Origin of the sequence: Micromonospora sp. WMMD1155 (genome assembly GCF_029581275.1) — a bacterium.
Lineage (GTDB): Bacteria > Actinomycetota > Actinomycetes > Mycobacteriales > Micromonosporaceae > Micromonospora.
This window is the reverse complement of sequence record NZ_CP120742.1, coordinates 2829510-2854001: the sequence shown is the minus strand read 5'-3', so window position 1 is coordinate 2854001 and position 24492 is coordinate 2829510. Positions and strand designations below refer to the sequence as shown.

The following is a 24492-nucleotide window of genomic DNA, read 5'->3' as shown; positions in this document are numbered from 1 at the left end:
GCCAACCGTACGCGAATCTCGTGATCAGGTGCTGACCGTGTGTGTCAGTGTTGGTCGAGGGTTGCCGACAAACACTGACACTAACCCTGCCGCCGACACCTTGACCCTGATGAATGTCCGCTCGACGCTTGCGGCATGGATCGTCAGGGTTCTGGCAGGCTTCTGCCCCAGTTTCGTGTCACCGTGAACTCGCGGTGCGGTCGTGCGTGCTTCTTCTGCCGGCCGTCCGGGGAGGCGGTGCTGACCGCACCGGGCACCGAGTTGAACGTCGGCCACCTCGTGTCGGTCGGCCGTCTGGTCCGTCGCGCAGGTGTGACGGGCGTAAAGCTAACCGGTGGCGACCCGGCGCTGTACGACCCGCTGGAGGTGGCGGTCGAGCGGTTGCGCGCGGAGGCGGCGTTCGACGAGGTCGAGGTCATCTCACGGCATCCCCGCATTGGGCCTCGGGCAGCCGGGCTGACCCAGGCCGGGGTGACGCAGTTCAACATGAGCGTAGACACGCTCGACCCGGCGTTACACAAGGAGATCACCGGCCAGGACGATCACGCCGCCGTGCTGGAAGCGCTACGCGCTTGTGTGGCGACGGGCGTGCCGGTGAAGGTCAACATGGTGGTGATGGCCGGAGTCAATGACGACGAGGTAGCGGACCTGGCTGCCTTTTGCGAGCGGGAAGGCGTCGCAACGCTGAAGCTCTTGGACGTCATCCAGGATCTCGACGCCGGGGCCGAGTCCTTCGCGAAGCGGCTCGCGCGCAAGCGGGTCGGACGGGTGGTCCGGGATCTGTATGTGCCGCTGGAGTCGATCACGGCGCAGTTCGCGGCGGACGCTGTGCAGATGTCGACGCGCACGCAGGGCGGGCTGGGTCACCCGATGACGGTCTTGTCGTTCGTCTCCGGGTTCGAGGTGGTGGTGAAGGACAGCGTCGCGGGCGCCTGGTACGGCTCGGTGTGCGATACCTGCCCGCTGTTCCCGTGCCACGACGCGTTGATGGCGCTGCGGCTGACAGCCGACCTGCGATTGCAGTTCTGCCTGTTGCGCGAGGACATCACCGTGCCCTTGGCGCAGCTGCTGGACAGCGAGGGCGGCGAGCTGGAGGCGACCGTGCAACGGGCTCTCGACGTCTATGCGGGGGCGACGTTCCGTGCAGCTACGCCCAAGGTGGCGGTGCTGTCATGACGACGATGCTATTGCCGTCTCCGTCGCGGCGTCGTCTGGTGATCCTGGCCTACCCCCAGGTGGAGCACGAGAAGGACTACCTATACCACTGGATGCCGTTCTCGCTGCTGACGATCGCGCAACGCCTCCTCGCGGACGGTGACGTCGATGTCATGATCTTCGACGGGAACCAGCGCACCACGCAGGAGTGGACCGCGTTTCTGGACGAGCACCTCGACCGGGCGGTGTGCATCGGGGTCAGCATCATGACTGGCGGCGGGCAGATCCGGCACGCCTTGCAGATGGTGCGGGAGGCGAAGCTCCGCAGGGGGTGTCCCCCGGTGGTGTTCGGCGGACCGCACGTCAACGTGCTCGGAGAACAGACCGCGGCGCACGAGCTGGTCGACATGGCGCTCGTCGGCCCGGGGCAGCGGTCGATGCCTGAGCTGGTGCGCTGCCTGCTGGGGTCGGGCCGCTTGGATCAAGTTCCGGGGCTGCTGATGACGCGCGGCGGGCATCTGGTGAAGGGACCGGCGAACGCACCGAAGACGGAAATGATGGCCCGCTACCCGTGGCAGTTGCTCAACGTGCAGGAGTACATACGCGATGACCCGACGGTGGCACCCCGGACGCTGAACTACGTCTCGTCGCAGGGCTGCGTCTACAAGTGTCAGTTCTGCTACGAACTGACCTATCAGCGGGCCTGGTCGTCCATGCCGGCCGACCCGCTGGTGCAGGACATCGCCGAGCTGGTCGAGGCGTACGACCTGAGCGGGGTGAAGTTCTACGACGCCGACTTCTTCGTCCAGCCCCGCCGGGCGGTCGACTTCTGCCAGGCGCTCGTCGCACGCCAGCTCGACGTGGCCTGGGCGGCCTCGATCAACCCGAACGATGTGCTGCGCTCCCGCAAGCAGCGGCTCGACCTGTTGGGCAGCATCGCCGACTCCGGGTGCCGGCGGCTGCTGATGGGGATCGAGTCGGGCTCCGATCGGGTGCTGCGCGACATCGTTCGGAAGGAGATCACCCGGGAACAGGCGTACGACGTGGCAGCCGACATCGCCGCGCACGGCATCCTCGGTTGCTACACGTTCATCGTCGGATTCCCCGGCGAGACCGACGCCGAGGTGGACGAGACCTACGACCTGCTGACCGCGATCAGCCACCTGGAGCCACGGCCGGAGACGCGGGTGCACCTGTTCGGCCCGTTCCCCGGCACGCCACTGTTCGATGACGCGCTGCGCTGCGGGTTCGAGGCACCAGACACCTTGGAGGGCTGGGCCGACTTCGACTACTACGACTCGCAGACGCCGTGGACATCGGCGGCGACCGTCGCGCGTGCCCGCGCCCACACGCGCCTGGTGAAGCAACCCGGGGCAGCACGAGCGGAGGTGTCGGCATGAGGCCGGAACATTCAAAGGGCGACCCGGAGGACATGATGCGTGGCCTGGTGCTGATGGAGAGCCTGGCCGATAAGCGGCTACCCATGCCACTGCCAGCGGTAGTGGTACGCCAGTATCCGCACCTGCTCAGCGGCACCCTGCCGGTGCAGATCGCCGAACTCGCCGTAACCCGTCAACGGGTCCTGACGGTCGCCATGCAGGTGGCCGAGGTGCTGCTGCCGCAGCGGTTCTACGCGCACTTCCTCGACGACGAGAGGATGTACGTCGCCTTCCCGAACTGCGTGGCCGTCATCGGCCGCGACGACTCCACCTCGGCAAGCACCGCACGCGCGGTCGGCGCGCTGTTCGACATCCCGGCGGCCCAGATGCGGTTCGAGGAGATGTTCGTCAACGACCACCCCGACTCACCGCGCACCGAGGCGGCCTGATGGGCGGCCGGCAGGATCTCGCGGTGGTGGTCGGCGGATCCGGCGCCATCGGCCGCGGCGTGGTGGCCGAGCTGCGCACACGCGGGCTGGGCGTCATCGCCACCCACCACGGGCAGCACCCCTGCGGCGCCGACGCCGGTACCGGCTGGGTGCCGTTCGACGCGGCCAGCGACGACGCCACGAGGCTCCGCGCAGCCGTGGACGCCGTTCCTGACCGGCTTGCCGTCGTGGTGTTCGCCGTCGGTGTCCCGTCCTCGAAACGGCCGGTGGCGGATACACCCGCGGAGGAGTTCGACCGGCTGTTCACGGTGAACGCGCTCGGCCTCGTCGCGGCCTGGCAGGCACTCGCCCCTCGGGCCCGCGCCGGGGCGGCCCGGCTCGTCGTCGTCAGCTCGGACACCGTGCGCGTGACCGGCGCCGGTAACGGCGCCTACACCGCGTCGAAGGCGGCGTTGGAGGCACTCGCGCTGACGCTGGCCAAAGAGGAGGCACGCCACGGCGTGCGAGTCAACGTGGTCGCGCCTTCCCTGGTCGCGTCCCCGCAGGCCGAGCAGATCCTCGCCCTCAAGGGCGTCACCGACGTCGGCGCGCACTATGCCGGACTACCCGCTGGCCGGGCGTTGACAGTGCAGGAGGTCGCAGGCGTCATCGGCGGATTGGGCTGCGACCCGGTGTGGGACTACGCCACCGGCACGGTGGTGCGGCTGGTCTTCGACAGCGCGGCTCGGTAGGAGGTGACGATGACGCCGGGATACATGCGCTGGCTGGCTGACCTGGAAAGGCCGGACCTCGCCGGCGAGCCGGAGACGGAGGTCCTGGACATCAGCTTCGTCCCGGACGGAGCACGGCTGCCGGGGTTGGCATCGCTGGTGCAAAGACTCGCCGCCAGGTTCGGCGACGCGCAGGATTCGCCACCAAGGGTCACGGTTGTGGTGACCGTGGCGATCGACGCCGCGAGCAGGGTGTACGGCAACGCCAACCGGGCCGAGACCGCGCTGGCCGCCGCACTGCACGATCGGCTGTCCACCGTTCAGGGCCGGACGGGCCTGACGCTGGTCCAGACCCTGCCGCACGTCGATCCGATGTCGGCGCACGCGGTGGAGCAGGCTAACGCGCATGTGGCCGAGGTCGCGACGGCGGCCGGTGCGGTGGTGGTGCCCGTGCACCGGGTGGCCGACCTCGACGTGCTGACCGCCGGTGAGGACTTCCCGGCGATGGCCGCCGCACTGGAGGCGCTCGGCCGCCGCGACCGTGTCGGCTACCTGTGGAACCGACTGGTGGACCTGGCTTGGGCGCACTGGCAGGCGCTCGCCCCGCACCTGGCCACCGCGCCCAAGGTGTTCCTGACCGATCTCGATGGAGTGCTGTGGCCCGGCACGGTCGCCGAGGACGGCCTGCCGGACGCGCTCACAGTTGGCGGGCTCGTCGGCCAGCTCGGTCACCGGGTATGGCGGCAGCACCTCGCCGGACGGCAGCGGCGCGGCGTACTGCTGGCCGGCATCAGCAAGAACGACCCGACCGCGGCGCAGGCCGCCCTCGACGGTGTCGACCCGGCCGTGCCACTGGCGGAGCTGTGGGCCGCACCGGACATCGACAAGACCGCCGCGACCACGTCGGCACTGGGCTACTTCGACCAGATCGCCCCGCACCACGCGGCGTTCATCGACGACAACCCCGGCCAGCAGGAGCGCCTGCGCACCGCCTACCCGGCACTGCACGTGCCCGCGGTGGCAGCCACTCCGCTGCTCGTCACGGATCTGTTCCGGCAGCTACACCCCGGCAGCGACCAACCGCCCACGACCTCGGACCTGCAACGGACACGCTATTACCAGGCCCGCCGCAACGGCGAACTCGTCCCGGAGATCGTGTGTGTCGAGGACCCGACCGACGAGGAGACCCTGCGGCGACTAGCACAACTGCACGCCCGCACCAACCAGTTCAACATGACCACCCCTCGCCGAACCGCCGACCAGTTGGCGGCCCTGGTCGCCGACCCGGCCTGGTGCGTCCTGGCGTTTCGGGTCACGTACCACGGATCAGACCTCACCGACGAGATCATCGGCTGCGCCGAGATCACCTACCCGCCGGACGGCCCGGCCCTGCTGGACTCGTTCCTGGCAAGCTGCCGGCTGCTGTGGGCCGGAGCCCAGCGACGCATGTTCGGCCAGGTCCAGGCCGTCGCGCTCAATCGGGGCGTCAAGGAACTGACCGCCCGGTGGCAGCCCAACGGCCGCAACGAGACCTACGCCCAGTGGTATGCGCACCAACAGTGGGCCGAGCCGGTGCCCGACGGGGCAGGGTTCTCGTTCACGGGCACGACCGTGACCCGCGACGGAGAAAGCCCCGACGATCTTCTGACGGTGATGGCCCGCTACCTCGACGCCACCCTGCAGCCGGCCCCCGAGACGCCGACACAGTCGCGCGTGCGGGACAGCGACGGCGCAACCGAGGTGCTCGTCCCCGGCGGCCCGGCCACCCTCGGGCTCCGCGCTGAGGACCGCGCGGTGGTCCGGTCCGTGTTCGGGCTCGATCCCATCGGTGAAGACCCGCGCCCGGTCGATCTCGCGCCGTTCTGGATGGATCAGCACCTCGTCAGCCGCGACATGTTCGCCGCCTTCCTCCGCGCAGCCGACCGAGCGGAACAGGCCGCGGCTGTCGAAGCCACCGGCGAGCAGTACGTCATCGGCCCTGTAGGGGACGCCCGACCGGCGTTCGGGACGGGACAACTGCCGGCCGTCGTGCCCTGGATCTGGGCGCAGCGCTACGCGCTGTGGGCTGGCGGTCGGCTGCCCACCGAGGATGAATGGGAGTTCGCCGCCCGTGGCACCGACGGCCGATGGTTCCCCTGGGGCGCCGCTATGCCCGCGCCGCCGCGTTGCTTGGCCCGAGGCTCGGCCCTCCATACGATTACCGCCAATCGATGGGGGACCTCGCCGTTCGGAGTCCAGGACATGACCGGCCATGTGTGGCAGTGGTGCTCCGGCAGCTACCGCGACCACCCGCAGTACCGAGGCGGTGACACGCGCGCCAACGCCTACTTCCTGCGCGCCACCGTGCGCCCCCTGGAGTCCGCCGAGCACTGCGGGCACCTCGTGGGCTTCCGCGTCGTCCGCGACGCCGCCCCAGAAGACCAACCAGGAAGGTAGACACGATGCCCACCACGATCCGGCCACCGGCCGCACCGCCCGGCTCCACCGTGGCGCTGGTCGCCACATCGTCCCCGGTGAGCAGCGACGACCTCGACCGGCTCGTCGGCTACCTGCGCGGTCGCGGATACGAGGTGCGCACCTACCCGAGCTGCCGGGCCGCCACCGGGTACCTCGCCGGTCCGGCCGAGCAACGCGCGGCCGACCTCACCGCGGCCTTCACCGACCCGGACGTGCGGCTCATCGTGCCCGTGACCGGCGGGAAGGGGGCGGCGCAACTGCTGCCCCTGCTCGACTACGACGCCATCGCCGCCAACCCCACCATCCTGACCGCCATGTCCGACCCCGCCGTCCTGCTCAACGCCATCCACGCCCGCGCCGGCCTGCTCACCCTGCACGGCCCCTCCGGCTACGACTTCTTCCAGAACCCGGTGCACGAGGACACCGCCACCGCCTTCTTCGAGGCCATCACCGGCGGCCTGACCGGGCGGGAGGTTCCGGGCAAGGACTGGAGAACCGTGCGCGGCGCGGACGGCACCGTGCGAGGCCCGGTCGTCGGCGGGCACCTCGGCAGCATCCGCGCGCTCGTTGGGACCGACTACCTACCGGACCTCGACGGCACCATCCTGATCCTCGAAGAGGTCTTCGTGGACTGGGTGGACATCGACGCCGCCCTCACCCACCTACGGCTGGCCGGCATCTTCGACCGGATCGCCGCGCTCGTCGTCGGCGTGCCCGTGGACACCAGCCGGGGCGACGCGCCCGACGCGGGCTGGGACGAGCTGATCGTGCGCTGCGTCGGCGGCGCCTTCCCGGTAATCACCAACGTCGAGTTCGGGCATACCCCCCGCAAGATCCCGCTGCCGATCGGCGGGACGGTCGAGCTGCGGCTCGACGACGACAGCCCGGTCCTGCGCTACTGCGACGACCTGATCGAGGCCCGATGAGCAGCCATGAGCTTGTCCTGAACCTGGACAGCCACGTCGACTTCACCTACGCGCTGGAGACCTACCTGATCTATCCGTGGGTGCGTGACGGTGACGAGCTGGTCCGCCCGCTGCGCATCGGCCCCAAGGACGCCCACCACGCCGCCGCCCGGATCAGGCAGAGCGCACCCAACCAGCTCACCGCCCGGATCACTGTGGACGACACCGTTCCCGATGGTGTCGAACAGGTCCGCGCCGCGCTGGTGCGCTGCCTGCAACTGGACTACCCGTACGAGCAGATCGTCGCCCTCGCCTCCGGCGATCCGGTCCTGCAGGCCGCCGTCAGCCACCGCGGCCTCGGCCGCGGCAAGCTCTACCCCGACGTGTTCGAGGCACTGTGCGGGGTGGTGTGCGCCAAGCGCACCAACTTCAACCGCATCTACGCCATGATGCGCAACCTCGCCGCCGCCTTCGGCGAGCCCAGCGGCGAGACGGTGGCCGGCGAGCCCGTGCACGTGTTCCCGACACCGCAGATGATGGCCCGTGCCACCGACGAGGAACTGCGCGCCTGCAAGGTCGGGTTCCGCGCGAAGGACCTCGCCAACGTCGCCGGCTACCTCACCGAGGTCGGCTACACCTGGGCCGACTGGCGCAGCCGCCCACCCGGCGAGGTGATCACGGACCTGCTCGGCATCAAGGGCGTCGGCCCCTACACCGCCAACCTCACCGCGAACCTCGTCTACGGCAGCGGCGGCACCCCCCACGTCGACACCTACGTCATCGACGTAATCGGCCGGCTCTACCTGGACAACCCCAACCCCAGCCCGGAAGCGGTCGCCGCGTTCATCGACCAACAATGGGGACACCTCGGCGAACACGTCCTCGACTTCCTGACCACCGACACCGAACAGTGGGTCGGCACCATCGGCAAGACCGTGGGGGTGCGCTCCGGTGCCCGGTCCTGACACCCACCTGCGGGTCGCGATCGACGCTCGCTACTGGCGCGGCAGCTTCCAGACCGGCGTCGAACGCTACATCCTGCTCCTGCTCGAAGCCCTCGGCACCGTGCACGAGCAGGTCCGGACTGCCGTGGTGGTCCGCGACAGCGAGCAGGCCGCGTTCCCCGTCGACGCGTTCCCGCACGTCAACGTGCTCACCGTGAGCAGCCGCCACGCCCACGCCCTGACCCGAGCGCTACGCGGCTTCGCGCCGGACCTCGTGCACTACCCGTTCGACCTACCCCGCCGGTTCGACCACCCCGCTGTCTACACGCTGCACGACCCAGGCCGCTACCTGTACCCCGAGCTGATGGTCAAACGCATCCGCGAGAAGGACAACGACCTGCTGCGCGACCAAATCCGTCACCCGCAGCTCCGCGCGATCATCACCGTCTCTCAGTCCAGCCGCGCCGACATCGTCAACGTCTTCGGCGAACCGCCTCAACCGCTGGCCGTCGTGCCGAACTTCATCGACAGCCGTTTCGCCGCCCAACTCCACCACGCCCGCGCCACGGCACGACCATCCGAGCAGCCGTTCCTGCTCGCCGTCGGCGTCTACATCCCCACCAAGAACATCCCCCGCCTGGTCCGCGCCTTCCGACTCGCCCGGCACGCCGCACCCGACATAGTGCCCCCGCAGCTGAGGCTCGTCGGGCGGCTCGGCTGGGAACGCGGCTTCCCCGTCAACGGCGCGCCTGACATCGCCGTCCTCGGCCACCTCAGCAACGAACGCCTCGCCCAACACTTCGCCACCTGTACCGCGTTCGTATGGCCGTCGTTCTACGAGGGCTTCGGCCTGCCCGTCCAGGAGGCCCTGGCCGCAGGCGCGCCCGTGCTGGTCGCCGACACCCCGGTCAACCACGAGATCGCCGGTGACCTGGTGACCTACACCGACCCGTACGACGACGACCAGATGGCCAAGGCGATCATCACGCGCTGCCAGCAGCCCCCGCCCACGGCGCAGACTGTCACCGAGCACCTCGCCCACTACTCCGCCGCGACCGCAGGCGCAGCCCTGCTCGACACCTACCGCCGCGCGCTCGACCGATGATCTAGCCAACGACTCATCCAACCCTGACAATGGTGACAGTCGCCAGGTCAGGAGCAATCGTGGTCAACCAGCGCTATGCCCGCCACATCGGCATCGTGCAGCAGCTACGGTCCAAGAGCTGGGTCTCGGCCACCGCACTCGCCACCCGCTTCGACGTCAGCGTCCGCACCATCTACCGCGACATCGAAGAACTGAGCACCGCCGGGTTGCCGATCGAGTCCGTAGCCGGCCGCGAGGGCGGCTACCGGCTCAGCGCTGAGAGCCCCGTCGACCCGTTGATCATGGACGCGGACGACGTGCTCCGCCTCTACGTGCTCGGCCTCATCGACAACGGGGACGAAACCATCACCGACCCCGGACTCCTCCAAGCCGGCGGAGTGAGCGCCTACGCCCGCGACACGCTCCGCAAAATCGGTCAACGCATCTACTTCGACACCCGCGACTGGTACTGGCAAGACGAAGGCTCGGGCCACGTCCCAGCCATCCGCTACGCACTGCTGACCAGCACCGCCATCGAGATCACCGTTCGCGTCAAACGCTCCACGGTAGCCGAGGTCATGACGGTCAAGCCCTACGGACTGGTCTGGAAGGGCGGTGAGTGGTGGCTCGTCGCCGCCCCCACCCGAGGTGAGCCTCGCCGTTTCCGTCTCAACCTGATCGATCGACTCAACCGGACGGACCTAACCTTCGCCCACCCCGGCGACGCGTTCGACCTACGCGAGTGGTGGACCCAGGATCTCGAAGACTACGGACGGGGTTCGGTCCGAGTCGCCCTACACGTCCAAGCCAGCGCCCGTGAAGAGATGCTGCGGCTCGGGCTCAAACCCGACTCCGAGGTCCAACACGGGCAAGACGGCACCGTACGCATCGTTTTGTACGTGGATAACTGGCAGTGGCTCGTCCCATTGGTGGCCAGCTTCGGCGCCGACGTTGCCGCCGAGGAGCCGGCAGAGCTTCGCCAAGCCCTACGACAGCACCACCAACGAGCACTAGCTGCCTACGACGAATGCGAAGTCCGCGTCGGGACTGAGCCCCGCTACCTTCATGACGACAGTCGTTTACGCGCCACCCGCGGCCGCAACCCGCGCAGCTCTCGGTAGCTCACCGTGACACCGAGCCCGGACCTTCTCCTGCGATCCTCTCCCTCGTTCGCTTTCTGGCACAGCGCCAACGACATGCCGGCTTACTGAACGGCTCGTCACCCACGATTACCGAGCGGTACGGCACGCGCCGGCGGATGTGCTGCGGGGTGGCCGACAACGGAATCCTCGACGGTGGAGTCCAGAGGGACCAGGATCCGGCGGGACGGCCAGTCAACCCCTAAAAGGCCAGAGCAGCCGCGGTTGCTGTCCGATGCCCACGCATCAGAATCCCGTCCCGACGCAGGCCTTGCTCGATGTCCTGGGCCGGGTAGCTGGCGACGCCGGCGTCGTTGAGGATTTGCATCACCGTCGGGTGCGGCTGCACCTCATCCACCGATGCCTGCAACACCCCGTCCACATGATGCCCACCGGCGGTTAGCCGCGTCGCGGTCCCGGCACGGAATGCGAACATCACGAAGTGGTAGGACCCGTCCTCGGCGCGAATCTCGTACACCCCGGTCGGCGTCAGCTCGCCGACCTCGAAGCCGGACTCCTCCACCGTCTCCCGGCGGGCCGCATCGTGGGCCGACTCCCCGAACTCCACTTTGCCGCCCGGCAACAGCAGCCACCCCGCGTACGGGCCACGCTGCTGCCGCACGAACACCACTTCACCCGACGCGGTGGGGACAACCGCCAGCGCGGCAATGGTCGGCTTTGCAGTCACAATCACCTCTCCCCGGGGAGTCTCCAGAGCCCGTACCTCGCAACATCGGTCAGAAGCGGGCGAGGGCGCCCTGGCACCCTAACGCGCCGGTCGACTACCCGAACTCCACGACACCCAGCGGGCCGTGCAGGATGGCGATCACTACTGATACATCCCAGGCGCTGCCGCTCATCGCAGACGTCGACCTGCTCCACCACCTCCGGGCATTGATCGGACGGGCCGATCACAGCGGTCACCGTGCCACGCCGGCACCGCCGCGCAAGCCGCACACCATCTGTTAATTGCCCACTTGCACAACCCACCGCTTGCCGTTGATAGATATCATTCCGGCGTACAACACGCGGGCCGTTGGTCCTCACGCCGGGGCCGGATCGCACCGCACTGGTGGCGCGCGCCTGGACACTTGGACAGTGCTACTGCTGACGCCTCGAACCCGAATCACGACACATCGCCTTCGCTGGCGGGAAGAGGACACACGCGATGAAGGTCTGTGTTGTCGGCACCGGATACGTCGGTCTCACCACCAGCGTCAGCCTGGCCTTCCTGGGCCACGACACCACCTGCATCGACCTCGACAAGCAGAAGATCGACACTCTTCGTGGTGGCCACTGCCCGATCTACGAGCCACATCTGGAAGCGCTCCTCGAGCAGGCGTCCTCCCACCTGACCTTCACCACCGAATACGCCGTCGGCGTACCCGACGCCGACGTCGTGTTCATCGCCGTGCAGACCCCGCAACTCGACAACGGCAACCCCGACCTGCAGTACCTGCGATCCGCCGCCGAGAGCGTCGCCCAACACCTGCGTGGCGACTTCACCGTCGTGGTCAACAAGAGCACCGTCCCGATCGGCTCCGGCAACTGGGTCGACGCGATCCTGCGCGAAGCCTACGAACGCCACCACGGCCACCGCCCCGACGGTCGATTCGCCGTCGCCTCGAACCCCGAGTTCCTCCGCGAGGGCACCGCGCTCGCCGACACCCTGTACCCGGACCGCATCGTCATCGGCTCCGACAACCAGAAGAGCCTGGACCTCCTCAACCAGCTCTACCGACCCATTCTCAACCAGTCCTTCACCCCGCCAACCGTGCTGCCCCGCCCCGCCGGCATGAGCGCCGTGCCGCTGGTCTCCACCGACCTGGCCTCGGCCGAGCTGATCAAGTACGCAGCCAACGCCTTCCTCGCCCTCAAGATCAGCTATATCAACGAGATCGCCGCGATCGCCGGCAAGGTCGGCGCCGACGTCCGCGAAGTCGCCCGCGGCACCGGCCTCGACGCCCGCATCGGCCCCCGCTTCCTGAACCCCGGCATCGGCTGGGGCGGATCCTGCTTCGGCAAGGACACCGCAGCGCTCATCGCCACCGCCAGCGAGTACCACCTCGCCATGCCGATCGTCACCGCCGCCCGCGACGTCAACCACCGCCAACGCACCAAGGTCGTCGACCGGCTCCTCGACGAACTCCACATCATCAAGGGCCGCAAGATCGGCATCCTCGGCCTCGCGTTCAAGCCGGACACCGACGACCTGCGCGACTCACCAGCCATCGACATCGCGAACCTGCTCCTCGAACGCGGTGCCCGGATCACCCTGCACGACCCCGTCGCCGCCGATCGCTTCCGCCGCGAACAGCCCACCCTGGCCGAGCACCTCGCCGACCGCGTCGAAGACGTGTTCGACGACGCCGACGCCATCGTGGTCGCCACCGAGTGGTCGCACTACCGCGACCTCGACTGGGCCAAGTTCGCCCCCACCATGCGCTCACCGCTCGTCCTCGACGGGCGACACTGCCTCGACGCCGACAGGCTTACCGAGATCGGCTACCGATACCTGACCATGACCGCACCCGCCATCCCGCCGCGCTCCCAGAGCTGAATGTCCTGGCCTTGGCAAAGTTGACGGAGTGCGGCTCTGCCGGCGGTCTGCCTGTCGCGGTCGGGCAACCGCCGGCTCAGCATGAGCGACGATGAGTAAACGTGACGGCCGCTGGGCCGTCATCCGTTTCATGTCAATGCGGTCATCGCCCGCGCGATGCGAGAGCCGACAAGCCGCTCAGCCACGGACAGGGGATACCACGTCGCACCGCGCACCTCCGATTCTTGGATACGCCCCACGTCCGCCTGCGTCGTCAGGAACGAGTAGCCGAAGTCGAGATGGAAGTGTTCCGGCTCGTCCTTCGTCGGCCGCGCCGGAACTCTGCCGTACTCGACGTAGACCGGTGCCTGCGACGCAGAGACGAGTTCGCGGGGATCAACACCGGTTTCCTCTACGAGCTCCCGTACCGCCGCGCTGATCAACGTGGAGTCGGTCGGCTCCAGGTGTCCTCCGGGCTGGAGGAGGATCCCGTAGGCGAGGTGATCAACAAGCAGTACCTCGGCGCCGCGGCGGACCAGGAGAGCGCTGACGGTCACATGCATCGGGAAGTTGCGGCGGGAAGCGAATCCCTCTCCCTCAGCCAGCAGTTTCACTGGCCCAGACAGCGGCACGGCGTCGTCCGGATAGCACTCGAGGTAGGCCAAGAGAACCCTTGAGATGTCCGAGTCACTGATCGCCACGACCTGCCTCCGCTTCAGCGCGTTGGGGGCCCTGCCCGTTCAGGGGCGCGGTTGCCCGTGTCGACCATCGGTAGGTGTGGTGCTCCCGGTGGAGGGCGATCAGTGACACCTCGCTGATCGTCGCTGTCACGGCGGGCATGTCCCGCAACTCGGCCAGCCGGGCGCGGATGGGGGCTGTGAGTGCAGGTGCCCCGCTGTAGGCGATCGTGACGTGGGGCCGAAACCCGTCGGCTGGTTCGGGGACGGTCGGTCGCACGGCGGCGATCGCGGCCCTGATCTCGCTGCGGAGCCCTTCGATCGCGCTCCAGGGCTGGACGAGCAGACCGATTCCTTCGGCGTCGGGGTCGACGGGGCCGAGAGACAGGTCCAGCGGCGGCAGACCGGAGCAGCGTTGCCGCGCCTCGGTGATGATCGCTTCGATGTCGCTGTCGGACGTCTCGTCGGTGAAGCCGACGCCCTGCATGGTCAGGTGCAGGCCGTCGATCGGCACCAGGTCCAGTCCAGGAAGCTGGAGATGGTGGTGAAGGTCGGTGACGAGGCGGTGGAGGTCGGGCTGTTCCTGGAAGGTGAGGTGCCAGGTGTAGAAATGGCGGCCGGCGCGCCAGCCGGGACGCCAGTACCAGTGCTCGGTGAGTGCGGCCAGGTTCTGGTAGGTGGTCCACCGCTGCCGCAAGCTGGCCAATTCCCGGCTGCTCATGTCGGCGATCGTAGGCCCGGTGGTGGCGGGCTGCCGGGATGCGTCAATTCGGTGAACAGGTCCGCGACGTCCTGTAGTCGCGAGTGACGGCCGAAGGGGTGGGCGGCGGCGAGGAATTGACGAGCGCGTTGGTAGACCGATTCGAAGCGGTAGTCGGCAGTGAGGCTGAGTGCTTCCAGCGCCAGCCCAGCGGCGTGGTCGAGGTCGCCCGCCCGCGCGTGGGCCGTGGCCAGATCGAGGCGGCTGAGCGCCTGCGGTCCGCGTAGCTGCGCCGCGTCGAATGCCGCTACAGCGGCGGTGAGATGGTCGAGGACGCCGGTGGTGTCGCCGAGGACTAGGTAGGCCGTCGCCGCGTTGGCGGCGGCCCGGGTCGGGCAGTACGGGCCGAGGGTGAGGCTGGTACTGACCTGCCCGTCCGTCCTGTGTTCGGGCAGAAGCGCGAACGCATGGTCCACGGCTTGGTGGACGCCCCGGCGGTCGCCGAGGTGGGCGAGCGCTCGTGCTTGCCCGTTGATCGTGAGGCGAATGCGGTGCGGGCCGGCGCCGACGTGGTGGAGGCCGTCTTCGGCGTAGGCGAGTGCGTCGCGGTGCTTGCCGGTGTAGTAGGCGACCAGGCTTTGGGTGGCGCGGGCCCAGGCCTGCGTGTCGGGTTGCACAGCGGCGTGGGCGAGGTCGAAGGCTTCGGCGGCGTAGGCGTGGGCGACTGGGAAGGCTCGCAGGTCCAGGGCGAGGGCGGCGAGGAGCCCGGACAAGTGGGCGGCGGCGGTGTAGAGCCGGGCGCGTTGCGGCGGGTGCTGCCGGGCGGCCATCAGTTGGTCGACGCTGACCCGCAGGGGACGCAGCCTGGCCACGAGCGTGGCCGGCGGGAGCCGCTCGTTGTCACCGATCGCCTGCTGCACTTCGCGCTCCAGGTGCGCCAGCCGTGCGTCGTCATCGGCCGTCACGGTCAGCGCGGACCGGCGGGCGGTGATGCGCCGCTCGTGCTCCCACCACACGGCTTCCGCGTCGACAGCAGGGCCGGGTTCAGCGGATGGGGGCGCCGGACGGTGGCGGTGTTGGTGGTCCAGATCGGCGATGCGGTCGAATTCCGCGGTCAGCACGCCACCGGTGCGCAGCACCGCGTCGCAGCGGTGCCAGAAGGATCGTTCGGGATGTTGCCGTCCGGTTTCGGTGTTCGCCACCGAACTGCGCCCGTACTGCACGAGCCGGGCCAACCCGTGCTGAGTGTGGCGGGCGTCCTTCCGCAGGCGGGCCAGATGGCGACCGAGCGCGCGACGAGCGGCGGCGATCTCGTCGTGGTCGACCATCGCTCCACCCCCGGTCGCCGTAGTCACGATGAGCCGACACCGTAGCTGCTCCCGGTGACACTTCCTGGCCCCTGCGAACTCCCCGCTGTGGCTACCGCCGGGTCATGAAAACCCAGGTCACGGTGCTGGCATCAACGAGGCTGGGCTGCGACGCGGACATGGTCGGGATGGTGTCGGAGTTGTGTCGGCATCTGCCGACAATGTCGGCGCACGGCGCTGCGGGCGTGTCGACCGGCCAGCGTCCTACGGTCCCTGCATGCCCTCCGAACGCCGCGACATCACCGCTGGCCTGCCCCGCAAGCGGATGGCCGCCGGGCTGCTGATCACCGACCCAGACGACCGGGTTCTGCTGGTCGAGCCGGCCTACAAGGCCGGCTGGGAGATTCCCGGCGGGTGTGTCGAGGCTGACGAGTCGCCCTACCAGGCCGCGATCCGGGAGTGCCGGGAGGAACTCGGCCTTGACCTGGCACCCGGTCGGTTACTCGTCGTGGACTGGGTGCCGGCGCGTGCCGGGCGCACCGAGGGCATCATGGCCGTCTACGACGGCGGCACCCTCGAGCCCCACGTGCACGAACGGATCGTGGTGCCGCCCGGCGAGTTGAAGGGCTGGGCCTTCTGCGACCCGCCAAAGGCCGCCCAGCGGCTACCGCCGTTGCTGACCCGCCGGATCACCGAGGCCCTCAACGCCCGTGCGGACGGGCGCAGCTACTACCTCGAAGACGGCGTCCGAGTCACCTGACCAGAGATCCGCCGCTCGGAAGCCAGCCGGGATCGCCGACGGGACACCGCCGCTGCCACCGTTCGCATCGAGACACCACCACCGCTTACCGTGCTCACCTTCGGGAGGTACCGCCATGCCGAAAACCGACCACCCCGACCGCCCGCCTGCCCGTCCCGCACCAACGCAGCGGGATTCGGTGCTGCCGGAGCTGCGGGAGGTGTGGTGGGAGACCGGTGTCCGGGCGCGAGCGCAGGCCGGCCTGTTCGCCGTCTTCTCCGAACTGCCCCGCCTGGTCTGGGCCGCGCTGGCGGTGAGTTGGCGCGCCGACCGGATACGGACACTGGTAGTAGCAGCGACGACGGTGATCGCGGGAGTGATGTCCGCGTTCGGGCTCCTCGCCGCACAGCGGGTACTGGTGGAGCTGTTCGCCGGTGGACCGACCGCCGACAAGGTGACCGCCGCGCTGCCCGCCCTGGCCGCGCTTGCGGCGGCTACCGCGCTGCGCGCCGGCATGGCCACCGCTATGGGTTACGCGCAGAACGGCCTCACGCCGAAGGTCGACCGGGAGGTCGAACGGGGCCTGTTCGAGGTGACCACCGCCGTATGGCTGGAGGCGTTCGACGCCGACGCGTTCGCCGACGACATGGAACGCGCCTCCCGCGGCGCGAACTCCACCACCGCCCTGGTCCAGGCGTCGATGAACCTGCTCGCCGGCCTGGCCGGCGTGATCGCGGTCGCGGTCGCCGTGGTCGTGGTCCACCCACTGCTGCTGCTCGCCCTGCTGGTGGCGACCGTGCCCAACGGCTGGGCGGCGCTGCGGGCCGGGCACCTGCGCTACCAGACGTACGCCGCCGGGTCGGTGCGCCGCCGCCGGCTGTGGCTGCTGCACCGGTTGATGGCCGAGCGCGACTCCGCCCCCGAACTGCGCTCCTACGGGCTGCGTGACTTCCTGCTCGACCAGTACGACCGGGTCATGGACGTCGAGACCCGGATCCAACTCGCCCTGGCCCGCCGGGTCACCACGACCACCACCGTCGGCGCGATGATCGGCGGGATCGCCACCGCCGTGGTCTACGTCCTGCTCGGCCTGCTGCTCGTCGACGGCCAGATCCCCCTCGCCGCCGCCGCGACCTGCGTGATCGCCGTGCAGTCCGCGCAACGCTCGCTGGCCGTGGTGACGTTCCAGGTGGACCGCGTCTACACCGAGGGGCAGCACTTCCGCGACTACACCGGCTTCATGACCCGGGCCGCCGACTACCTGCCGCCGCCCACCGACCGGGCCGCCGATGCGCAGGCACCGGAGCGCCTGCGGGAGATCGCCGTCGACGCGGTGAGCCTGCGCTACCCCGACCGCGACAACCCGGCCGTCGACCGGGTCACCCTCACCATCTCCGCCGGGCAGACCGTGGCGTTCGTCGGGGAGAACGGCTCCGGCAAGTCCACCCTCGCCACCATGATCGCCACCCTCCGCACCCCCACCAACGGCACCATCCGCTACAACGGACGGCCCCGCGACGAATGGGGCACCGACGCGCTACGGGCCCGGATCGGCGTCGTCACGCAGGAGTACCACAAGTGGCCGTTCACCGCCGCCACCAACATCGCCATCGGCGACATCAGCACCACGACGGAGCAGGACCGGATCGAGGCCGCCGCAACCCGCGCGGTCGCCCACGACATGATCACCGACCTGCCCCACGGGTACGAGACGCTGCTCGACCGCACCTTCGCCGGCGGCCAGGACCTCTCCGGCGGTCAGTGGCAGCGCATCACCGCCGCCCGCGGGTTCCTCCGCGACGCCGACGTGCTGATCATGGACGAGCCGTCCTCCGCCCTCGACCCCCGCGCCGAGGACGCTCTCTTCCAGGCCATCCGCGACCGGCAGGGCACCGGCATCACCATCCTGATCACCCATCGGCTGGCCAATGTCCGGCACGCCGACCGCATCCACGTCCTGCACCACGGCCGCCTCGTCGAGACCGGCACCCACGACCAGCTCATGAGTGCTGACGGGCGGTACGCCGAGTTGTTCACCCTCCAAGCAGCCGGCTACGGAAGCGGGATCGACTGCCTGGACGAGGTCGCCGATGCCCACGCGCAGGGTCGGCCTCCGCACCAGCACCAGCCTGTCTCGCGATGAGGGGCATCGCCATGGACGACCTGACCCACACCGGCAGCCCCGAGACGATCCTCATCTGCATCCGCGGCAACTCCGGAGCCGGGAAGAGCACCATCGCCCGCGCGCTGCGGCGCCGACACGGCCGCGGCTGCGCCCTCGTCGAGCAAGACCACCTCCGCCGGATCCTGCTCAGAGAACGCGACAAACCAGGCGGCCTGGCACCCGCGCTCATCGCGCAGAACGTCCGATTCTGCCTCGACCACGGCTACCACGTGATCTTGGAAGGGATCATGCACGCCGCCCGGTACCGCACCATGCTCACCGAGCTGCGTGACGCGCACCGCGGGCAAACACTGTTCGTCTACCTCGACGTGTCATGGCCGGAGACCCTGCGCCGACACCAGACACGTCCCCAAGCACAGGAGTTCACCCCCGACACCATGCTCGGCGTATACGCCGAACACGACGTCCTCGGCTGGTCCGGCGAACTCGTCCTGCCCGAGAGCACCTCGATAGAGCAGGCGATCGTGCTCATCGCCACCACGTCCGGTCTGCCGATGACAGGGCGTGACGACGATCTGCTTCCGGCCAATCCGCGACTCCATCGCAAATGACGAGCCCAGACCATGCGGACATCCTGGCGGGTGGGGTGGACGAGACGTTCGTGGATTTGATTGCCCGCGCCGGCACCGTACGCGCCGGCATCACCAGAGTCGTGCACCGCACAGACAAGGCTCTCGTCGCCACCGGACACCAGGACGGCCAGCCCGTGGTGGTGAAACTACTGACTACCGACGATCCGTACTGGGTGGGCCGGCGCCAGCACGAACTGCGCATGTACGAGCTGTTCGCCGACCAGCCGCCACCAGTGCGCGTGGCGCGGGCACTAGGGTCCGATGACCACCTGACCGTTCTGACGCAGCTACCCGGGCAGAGTCTGCACGACCAACGTCACCTCACCCACGACATCAGCGCGCCAGTGGCCCGCCTGATCCTCGACACCCTCGACACCCTCGCCGGCTGGGCCCCGATGCCGGCTCTGCCGGAGCCCATCGACTACCACGGCCGCATCGACGCTGAACACGCCACCGGGCTCCTCGACGACGCCGACCAGCACACTCTGCACGCCCTGGTCGCCGAGCTCGGTCCCGCCCGGGTCATCGCACACGGCGACCCGCTGCCAGCGAATCTGCTCCTCGATGGCGATCGCTGCGCCCTGATTGACTGGGAACACGCCGGTTGCTACCTGCCCGGCTACGACCTTGCGCTGCTGCACATCGTCGGGGCCGCCAGCCCGACCCTCCGCACGGCTATTGCCGATCGCGTGCACACCGCCGGCATCGTCACGGCCTACCACATCAACCTCCTGCTGCTGGCATGCCGAGAGCTCCGCATCCACGCCCGCCTACCGGCTGCCGATCTGCCGAGGTCCCGACTCGCGCAATTGCGCCAAACGCTGCAGCAGGCACGTCGTGCCATTCAGGATCTGACGCAGTGACCAGAAACCGGACAACAGGCAGCGTGCGCGCCCACCACCGGCCACTAAGCGGTCGCCGGGCACCGTCGCCTCTGAGCCGCGACTTCTACCGCCTGTGGGGCGCCTACTCGGTCAGCGAACTGGGATCATCCGTTGGCGCGGGCGCACTGCCACTGGTCGCGATCCTGCTTCTGGACGTATCGATTCTGCAGGTCTCCCTGCTCGCGGTGATCTCCGGCATCGCCTCAGCGGTCATCGTCCTGCCACTGGGACCCTGGATCGAGTTCCGCCGTAAGCGACCCGTCATGTGCGGCGCCGACCTGCTGCGCTGTGCGGCCCTCGCCAGCATCCCCGTCGCCGCCGCGCTGCACGAGCTGACCTATGGGCAGCTGTGCGTCGTCGCGATCGTCCAGACCGCCGGCGGTATCGCGTTCGGCGCTGCCAGCGGCGCACACCTGAAGAACCTTGTCACCGCCGAGCAACGCGTCACCGCCATCGGCCGGCTCGACACCTCCCAGTGGACGGCGAACAGCATCGGGTCACCCATCGGCGGGATCCTCGTCTCCTGGCTCGGCACCACCGCGTCCGTCACCGTCGACGCGGTTAGCTTCCTGCTGTCCGCACTCGGAATCCGCCGCCTGCGCAGCCCCGAGCCACCACCGCCCCCACGCCACCCCGCGCCCCGCAGAGGCAGGGAAATCATCGAGGGCTGGCGGTACATCCTCCACCACGCCCGCCTGCGGGCGTTGCTGATCAACGCGGTCATCTTCGGTGGCGCCATCATGGCCGCCATGCCCGTCGTCACGGTGCTCATGCTCCGCGACCTAGGCCTGGTGCCGTGGCAGTACGGTCTAGCCCTCGGGCTGCCCTGCGTCGGCGGAATCCTCGGCTCTCTGACCGCCGGCCCCCTCACCAACCGCTACGGCCTCCACGCGGTACTGCTCACCACCGGAGTGGGCCGCACCCTCTGGATGGGTCTCATCCCGCTCGCGCAACCCGGCACACCCGGCCTGATCGTCATCGTCATCGCGGAAACGCTCCTGCTGTTCTTCGCCGGCGCCTTCAACCCCACCTTCGCCACCTACCGCATGACCCACACCAGCGAACACTGCCTGTCTCGCGTCCTGACCGCCTGGTCCATCAGCGGCAAACTGACCCAGCCGATCTTCATCGCGGCGACTGGCCTCCTCGCAGCCGCCACCGACCCCCGCACCGCCATCACCGCCACGGCTGCCCTCGCCGCCGCCAGCGCCGGATTCCTGCCCTGGAAAGCGACGCTGCGCACCCTGCCGGTGCAGCGCGGGTGCTAGCTCGGCAACCTCAAGCACCATGATCGACGGCAGCGCCGTCATGGTAGAGGGTACGGACAGGTACTGCGATTCTCTGCTCTTGCCGGTCCGGTTCGTCGTTGCCCGGTGCCGCCGGGGCGGCGTAGCCGAGCAGTTGCATGGCGGCGCGGTTGTCGGCGCGGGACCAGAACAGCTCGTGGAGGTCTTCAGGCAGTTCGTCGCGGTGACTGCCGGTACGGCCGCGGCGAAAGAACTGGTCGTCGGCTTGGCGAAGTTCGGCGAGGGACGGGATCGAAGCGTCCGCGAGCGGTGTGAGTTCGGGGGCCATGGTGGCGATGACGGCTTGCACGGTCGCTGCTGGTGCGCGGGTCAGGTCCTCGTAGCGCAGCACGTATCGGTGCGGGACCGGTGGCTGGAGCCAGCTGAGGACATTGCTGCCCCAGCTGCCGGTGCCGACCACGCTCTGGCGAAGGATCTTTGCGCGGAGTTCAACCTCGTAGCGGCTCGAATCATCTTCACTGTCCTGGCGGGCCCAGGAGACCAGAGCGTCGCGACCGTCACGGATCAGACAGATGGCGCGGTCATCGTCGTGGACGTCCGCGTCACGCTGCCGGTGGGTCTTGATGAAGTACGCATCGGGTGCCGCCCGCAGCTCGTCGAGAGGTGCAGAGCGCTCGGTGAAGCCGATGAGATCTGGCCCCAGGCGGGCGGCCACGCCATCGACGTCATAGATCGTTGAGGTACGGAGGCTGTACATGCGATGCAGGACGATCCGCAGGAAGGTGTTGCCGGAGCGGGGGAACGACGCGACCCACACAATCATCCACGAACTGTAACGATCTGATGCACAGGCGTGTGGACGCGAGTGCCTGCCGGGCTGTCATCCATCGACGCCGACTGGGCACCTTTCCTCGATGTCGCGCCCGCAGGCGTATCGCCCTGCACGCCGCCTGGCCGTGGTGGGCCACCGCTCGCGACGAAAGCCGCTGCCAGCAACGGCGGGTTGACGGACCTACGCAGGCGCGACCGCACGGTAGGGTAGCGATTTACATCGAAGGTCGCCTCTGACTGGCACCCGGTCATCTCACTCAGCCAGCCGAGGTGTGATCGCCGCGGGGAGGCGACGGTGGCAGATCCGCACGACGTGAGCGAAGCGTGGCGCGCGCTTGGCCAGCAGTTGGCCGCGTACCGCAAGGCGGCCGGTCACACCCAGCACTCACTGGCACCCAGGATCCTTATCGGCCGCAGCACGATCGCGAATACCGAAGTGGGACGCCAGCACCCGGACCGGGCCTTCTGGAAACGCTGCGACGAGGTCCTCGACACCGACGGCGCCCTCACCGCCGGGTACGACCGGGTCGCGGCCATTGAACAGAAGTACCGCCGGGCCAGGGGAGCAGCAGCATTCGCCACTGCTCTGACCGCGGCCGGCACCATCCTGGTGACCGACACGAACGGGCAGCCCGCAGGGGAGGCGGATATCTTGGTGACTGTGGCAGACGGGCGAGGACGGCACGTTCAGGTCAGCCGCCGGGCTCTTCTGCAGGCGGTCCCCGGCAGTGTGGTGGCGTCCCTGGCGAGTGCGGAACCGCTGCCCGCAGCGACACGGGTGGCGCAAGTTGATCCGGCCGTCGTGGAGCACTTCGCGGTACTGCGGTCGGTGCTTGTGGAATCTGACAACCGGGTCGGCGCCGCGGCGATCCTCCCAACGGCCCGACAGCAGCTCGGTTACATCGCTGGCTACCGCCGAGCCGCACAGGGCAGCCTGCGCGACGCGCTGTTGAGTACCGAGGCCCGGTGGGCAGAATTCGCCGGCTGGCTCAGCGACGATATGGGCGATCGGGACGCCGGCGAATGGTGGCTCGCCCAAGCGTTGACCATGTCTCAAGAAGCTGGCGACATGGAGTTCACCGCCTACGTTTTCGCTCGCATGGCCCAGCGGGCCATCGACGCCGCCGACCAGGACCGCGTACTCGGGCTGGCCCGTGCCGCCGAGCGCGCTGGCAGCATCCGGGAGCAGGTGCGCGCGTTCGCGGCGGTGCAGCGCGCCCACGGGCACACGGTCGAAGGTGACACTGGCTCGTTCCGGGCCGCCATCGACGAGGCCCACCACCTCGCTGTCGCCGCCGGAACAGACGGCGGTGGGCTCGGTGCGTTCTGCACCACGGCGTACATCAGTGCGCAGGAGGGCGAGGGCTGGCTTCGGCTGGGCCGCCCCGGCGCCGCCGTCCGGTGTTTCGGCCAGGCTCTCGACGCGTGGCCGGAAACGTACCGACGTGAACGGGGCCGCTATCTGGCACGCACCGCCCTCGCCCACGCCGCCGCCGACGAACCCCAGCTGGCCGCTGCCGCCGCCCTCGCCGCGCTCAACCTGGCCAACCTCACCCGCTCGGTAAGAATCCAACGCGAGGTCGCGATCGCGGGCCGCCAGCTCGCGGCGTTTCCCACCGAGCCCGCAGTGCAGCAGTTACGTGCCGCCCTGGTCGCGTCCGCAGCGACCTCGTGACCGACAGCAGCGGGGTCGGCGGCAGGGTCGATGCCGCCTTCGTCGGCCGGGCCAACATCGACCTGACCATCCATGTACCCCACCGTGCCCGACCCGGCCGCACCGCCATCGGCTCGGCTCTACCCGTCAATGCCGGCGGCAAAAGCCTCAACCAGGCCATCGCTGCCGCCCGCCGCGGAGGGCGCGCCGCCCTGATCACCAACGTCGGCGCAGACACCTGGGGCCACCAGATCACCACCGCACTGACCGCCGCCAAGGTCGACACCCGCCACGTCCGGCTCATCCCCGACGCCACCACCGGAGCGGCCATCATCGAGGTCACCCCAGACGGCGAAAGCTACATCACCCTCGCACTCTCACCCGCTACCGAACTCACCACCGACGACATCCACCGCGCCATCGCCGGCCTCACCGCGGAAGCCGTGATCGTGCAGCTCGACCTACCACCCGAACCCGTGACCACACTGCTGAGCCACCGCCGCGCACCGATCGTCGTCGGCAATCTCGTCCCTAACCCCGACCTCGACCCCCGGCTGCTCGCGGAACTCGACATCCTCGTGGTCAACCAGCACGAAGCCGCCGCCATCCTGCCCACCACCGCCGGCAACCCCCTAGACGTCGCCGCCGCGCTGCAACGCCTCGGCCCCCGTACCGTCGTCGTCACCGCAGGCCCCAACGGCGCAGCCTTCACCCACCCTCACGGATCCGGCACCGTACCGGCACCTGCCGTCCCGGTCGTTGACACCACCGGAGCCGGCGACGCCTTCCTCGGCTCTCTTGCCTTGGACCTCGCCCGCCACACCCCGCTACCCGACGCCATCACCACCGCCGTCCATGCCGGCTCCCACACCGTCGGGCACAGCGGCGCTCACACCACGACACATCAAATCTCCTGACGGAGACCCTCCGGCAAG

Annotated in this window: 22 protein-coding genes; 17 read left to right on the top strand and 5 right to left on the bottom strand. The window is 69.1% G+C overall.

Features of this window, described 5'->3' with window-relative positions; genetic code table 11:
- Positions 1–135 precede the first annotated feature (135 nt).
- The 9 genes from O7617_RS12950 to O7617_RS12910 are packed head-to-tail and all read left to right on the top strand — an operon-like array spanning position 136 to position 10204.
- Positions 136–1176: a radical SAM protein gene (locus O7617_RS12950; RefSeq protein ID WP_282263745.1), complete on the top strand. Its 1041-nt coding sequence runs from the start codon at positions 136–138 to the stop codon at positions 1174–1176.
- A complete protein-coding gene (locus O7617_RS12945; protein ID WP_282263744.1) occupies positions 1173–2555 on the top strand; it encodes a radical SAM protein in 1383 nt (460 codons plus the stop codon). Before O7617_RS12950 ends, O7617_RS12945 begins: the two co-directional genes overlap by 4 nt.
- The gene (locus O7617_RS12940; RefSeq protein WP_282263743.1) at positions 2552–2983 is read left to right on the top strand and encodes a hypothetical protein; all 432 of its coding nucleotides are present in this window, start codon (positions 2552–2554) and stop codon (positions 2981–2983) included. The genes O7617_RS12945 and O7617_RS12940 overlap by 4 nt, the downstream gene beginning before the upstream one ends.
- Entirely contained in the window at positions 2983–3714 is a 732-nt protein-coding gene (locus O7617_RS12935; RefSeq protein ID WP_282263742.1) for an SDR family oxidoreductase, read from the top strand. The genes O7617_RS12940 and O7617_RS12935 overlap by 1 nt, the downstream gene beginning before the upstream one ends.
- A gap of 9 nt (positions 3715–3723) precedes the next feature.
- On the top strand, positions 3724–6129 hold the full coding sequence (locus O7617_RS12930; protein ID WP_282263741.1) for an SUMF1/EgtB/PvdO family nonheme iron enzyme: 2406 nt from the start codon (positions 3724–3726) through the stop codon (positions 6127–6129).
- Positions 6130–6134: 5 nt separating this feature from the next.
- Complete coding sequence (locus tag O7617_RS12925; RefSeq protein ID WP_282263740.1) at positions 6135–7076, top strand: LD-carboxypeptidase; 942 nt, start codon at positions 6135–6137, stop codon at positions 7074–7076.
- Entirely contained in the window at positions 7073–8020 is a 948-nt protein-coding gene (locus O7617_RS12920; RefSeq protein ID WP_282263739.1) for an endonuclease III domain-containing protein, read from the top strand. The genes O7617_RS12925 and O7617_RS12920 overlap by 4 nt, the downstream gene beginning before the upstream one ends.
- Positions 8007–9104: a glycosyltransferase family 1 protein gene (locus tag O7617_RS12915; RefSeq protein ID WP_282263737.1), complete on the top strand. Its 1098-nt coding sequence runs from the start codon at positions 8007–8009 to the stop codon at positions 9102–9104. The genes O7617_RS12920 and O7617_RS12915 overlap by 14 nt, the downstream gene beginning before the upstream one ends.
- A 59-nt stretch (positions 9105–9163) precedes the next feature.
- On the top strand, positions 9164–10204 hold the full coding sequence (locus tag O7617_RS12910) for a WYL domain-containing protein (RefSeq protein ID WP_282263736.1): 1041 nt from the start codon (positions 9164–9166) through the stop codon (positions 10202–10204).
- Between the two features lie 220 nt (positions 10205–10424).
- Here the strand turns inward: O7617_RS12910 and O7617_RS12905 are convergent, their stop codons facing one another.
- Positions 10425–10910: an NUDIX hydrolase gene (locus O7617_RS12905; protein ID WP_282263735.1), complete on the bottom strand. Its 486-nt coding sequence runs from the start codon at positions 10908–10910 to the stop codon at positions 10425–10427.
- Positions 10911–11390: 480 nt separating this feature from the next.
- Here O7617_RS12905 and O7617_RS12900 point away from each other — a divergent pair, with 480 nt between their 5' ends.
- A complete protein-coding gene (locus O7617_RS12900; protein ID WP_282263734.1) occupies positions 11391–12782 on the top strand; it encodes a UDP-glucose/GDP-mannose dehydrogenase family protein in 1392 nt (463 codons plus the stop codon).
- A 128-nt stretch (positions 12783–12910) separates the two neighbouring features.
- Here the strand turns inward: O7617_RS12900 and O7617_RS12895 are convergent, their stop codons facing one another.
- Genes O7617_RS12895 through O7617_RS12885 form a run of 3 tightly spaced genes read right to left on the bottom strand, consistent with a single transcriptional unit; the run spans position 12911 to position 15466 of the window.
- Positions 12911–13462: an NUDIX domain-containing protein gene (locus O7617_RS12895; protein ID WP_282263733.1), complete on the bottom strand. Its 552-nt coding sequence runs from the start codon at positions 13460–13462 to the stop codon at positions 12911–12913.
- Positions 13449–14159 (bottom strand): 2'-5' RNA ligase family protein, encoded by a 711-nt coding sequence (locus O7617_RS12890; protein ID WP_282263732.1) that lies wholly within the window; start codon positions 14157–14159, stop codon positions 13449–13451. Before O7617_RS12890 ends, O7617_RS12895 begins: the two co-directional genes overlap by 14 nt.
- Positions 14156–15466, bottom strand: a complete 1311-nt coding sequence (locus tag O7617_RS12885; RefSeq protein ID WP_282263731.1) for a helix-turn-helix transcriptional regulator — start codon at positions 15464–15466, stop codon at positions 14156–14158. The genes O7617_RS12890 and O7617_RS12885 overlap by 4 nt, the downstream gene beginning before the upstream one ends.
- A gap of 256 nt (positions 15467–15722) precedes the next feature.
- On the opposite strand from O7617_RS12885, the gene O7617_RS12880 reads away from it, so the two are divergent.
- From O7617_RS12880 to O7617_RS12860, 5 genes are all read left to right on the top strand, one after another.
- The gene (locus O7617_RS12880) at positions 15723–16205 is read left to right on the top strand and encodes an NUDIX hydrolase (protein ID WP_282263730.1); all 483 of its coding nucleotides are present in this window, start codon (positions 15723–15725) and stop codon (positions 16203–16205) included.
- A 115-nt stretch (positions 16206–16320) separates the two neighbouring features.
- Positions 16321–18327, top strand: a complete 2007-nt coding sequence (locus O7617_RS12875; RefSeq protein WP_282263729.1) for an ATP-binding cassette domain-containing protein — start codon at positions 16321–16323, stop codon at positions 18325–18327.
- 11 nt (positions 18328–18338) lie between these two features.
- Positions 18339–18920, top strand: coding sequence for a kinase (locus O7617_RS12870; protein WP_282264724.1), 582 nt, complete (start codon positions 18339–18341; stop codon positions 18918–18920).
- Between the two features lie 35 nt (positions 18921–18955).
- Complete coding sequence (locus tag O7617_RS12865; protein WP_282263727.1) at positions 18956–19804, top strand: phosphotransferase; 849 nt, start codon at positions 18956–18958, stop codon at positions 19802–19804.
- Positions 19801–21093, top strand: a complete 1293-nt coding sequence (locus tag O7617_RS12860; protein ID WP_282263726.1) for an MFS transporter — start codon at positions 19801–19803, stop codon at positions 21091–21093. Before O7617_RS12865 ends, O7617_RS12860 begins: the two co-directional genes overlap by 4 nt.
- Before the next feature lie 10 nt (positions 21094–21103).
- Here O7617_RS12860 and O7617_RS12855 read toward each other — a convergent pair whose 3' ends face one another.
- Positions 21104–21895 (bottom strand): sulfotransferase domain-containing protein, encoded by a 792-nt coding sequence (locus O7617_RS12855; RefSeq protein WP_282263725.1) that lies wholly within the window; start codon positions 21893–21895, stop codon positions 21104–21106.
- Positions 21896–22198: 303 nt separating this feature from the next.
- On the opposite strand from O7617_RS12855, the gene O7617_RS12850 reads away from it, so the two are divergent.
- Together O7617_RS12850 and O7617_RS12845 are read left to right on the top strand one after the other, a co-directional pair.
- Positions 22199–23578, top strand: coding sequence for a helix-turn-helix transcriptional regulator (locus O7617_RS12850; RefSeq protein ID WP_282263724.1), 1380 nt, complete (start codon positions 22199–22201; stop codon positions 23576–23578).
- The gene (locus tag O7617_RS12845; RefSeq protein ID WP_282263723.1) at positions 23575–24474 is read left to right on the top strand and encodes a PfkB family carbohydrate kinase; all 900 of its coding nucleotides are present in this window, start codon (positions 23575–23577) and stop codon (positions 24472–24474) included. Before O7617_RS12850 ends, O7617_RS12845 begins: the two co-directional genes overlap by 4 nt.
- Positions 24475–24492 lie beyond the last annotated feature (18 nt).

Bases quoted from the DNA above. Each gene is read 5' to 3' on its own strand.
- O7617_RS12950 (WP_282263745.1), top strand. From the start codon at position 136: ATGGATCGTCAGGGTTCTGGCAGGCTTCTGCCCCAGTTTCGTGTCACC.
- O7617_RS12945 (WP_282263744.1), top strand. From the start codon at position 1,173: ATGACGACGATGCTATTGCCGTCTCCGTCGCGGCGTCGTCTGGTGATC.
- O7617_RS12940 (WP_282263743.1), top strand. From the start codon at position 2,552: ATGAGGCCGGAACATTCAAAGGGCGACCCGGAGGACATGATGCGTGGC.
- O7617_RS12935 (WP_282263742.1), top strand. From the start codon at position 2,983: ATGGGCGGCCGGCAGGATCTCGCGGTGGTGGTCGGCGGATCCGGCGCC.
- O7617_RS12930 (WP_282263741.1), top strand. From the start codon at position 3,724: ATGACGCCGGGATACATGCGCTGGCTGGCTGACCTGGAAAGGCCGGAC.
- O7617_RS12925 (WP_282263740.1), top strand. From the start codon at position 6,135: ATGCCCACCACGATCCGGCCACCGGCCGCACCGCCCGGCTCCACCGTG.
- O7617_RS12920 (WP_282263739.1), top strand. From the start codon at position 7,073: ATGAGCAGCCATGAGCTTGTCCTGAACCTGGACAGCCACGTCGACTTC.
- O7617_RS12900 (WP_282263734.1), top strand. From the start codon at position 11,391: ATGAAGGTCTGTGTTGTCGGCACCGGATACGTCGGTCTCACCACCAGC.
- O7617_RS12890 (WP_282263732.1), bottom strand. From the start codon at position 14,159: ATGAGCAGCCGGGAATTGGCCAGCTTGCGGCAGCGGTGGACCACCTAC.
- O7617_RS12885 (WP_282263731.1), bottom strand. From the start codon at position 15,466: ATGGTCGACCACGACGAGATCGCCGCCGCTCGTCGCGCGCTCGGTCGC.
- O7617_RS12880 (WP_282263730.1), top strand. From the start codon at position 15,723: ATGCCCTCCGAACGCCGCGACATCACCGCTGGCCTGCCCCGCAAGCGG.
- O7617_RS12875 (WP_282263729.1), top strand. From the start codon at position 16,321: ATGCCGAAAACCGACCACCCCGACCGCCCGCCTGCCCGTCCCGCACCA.
- O7617_RS12870 (WP_282264724.1), top strand. From the start codon at position 18,339: ATGGACGACCTGACCCACACCGGCAGCCCCGAGACGATCCTCATCTGC.
- O7617_RS12855 (WP_282263725.1), bottom strand. From the start codon at position 21,895: ATGATTGTGTGGGTCGCGTCGTTCCCCCGCTCCGGCAACACCTTCCTG.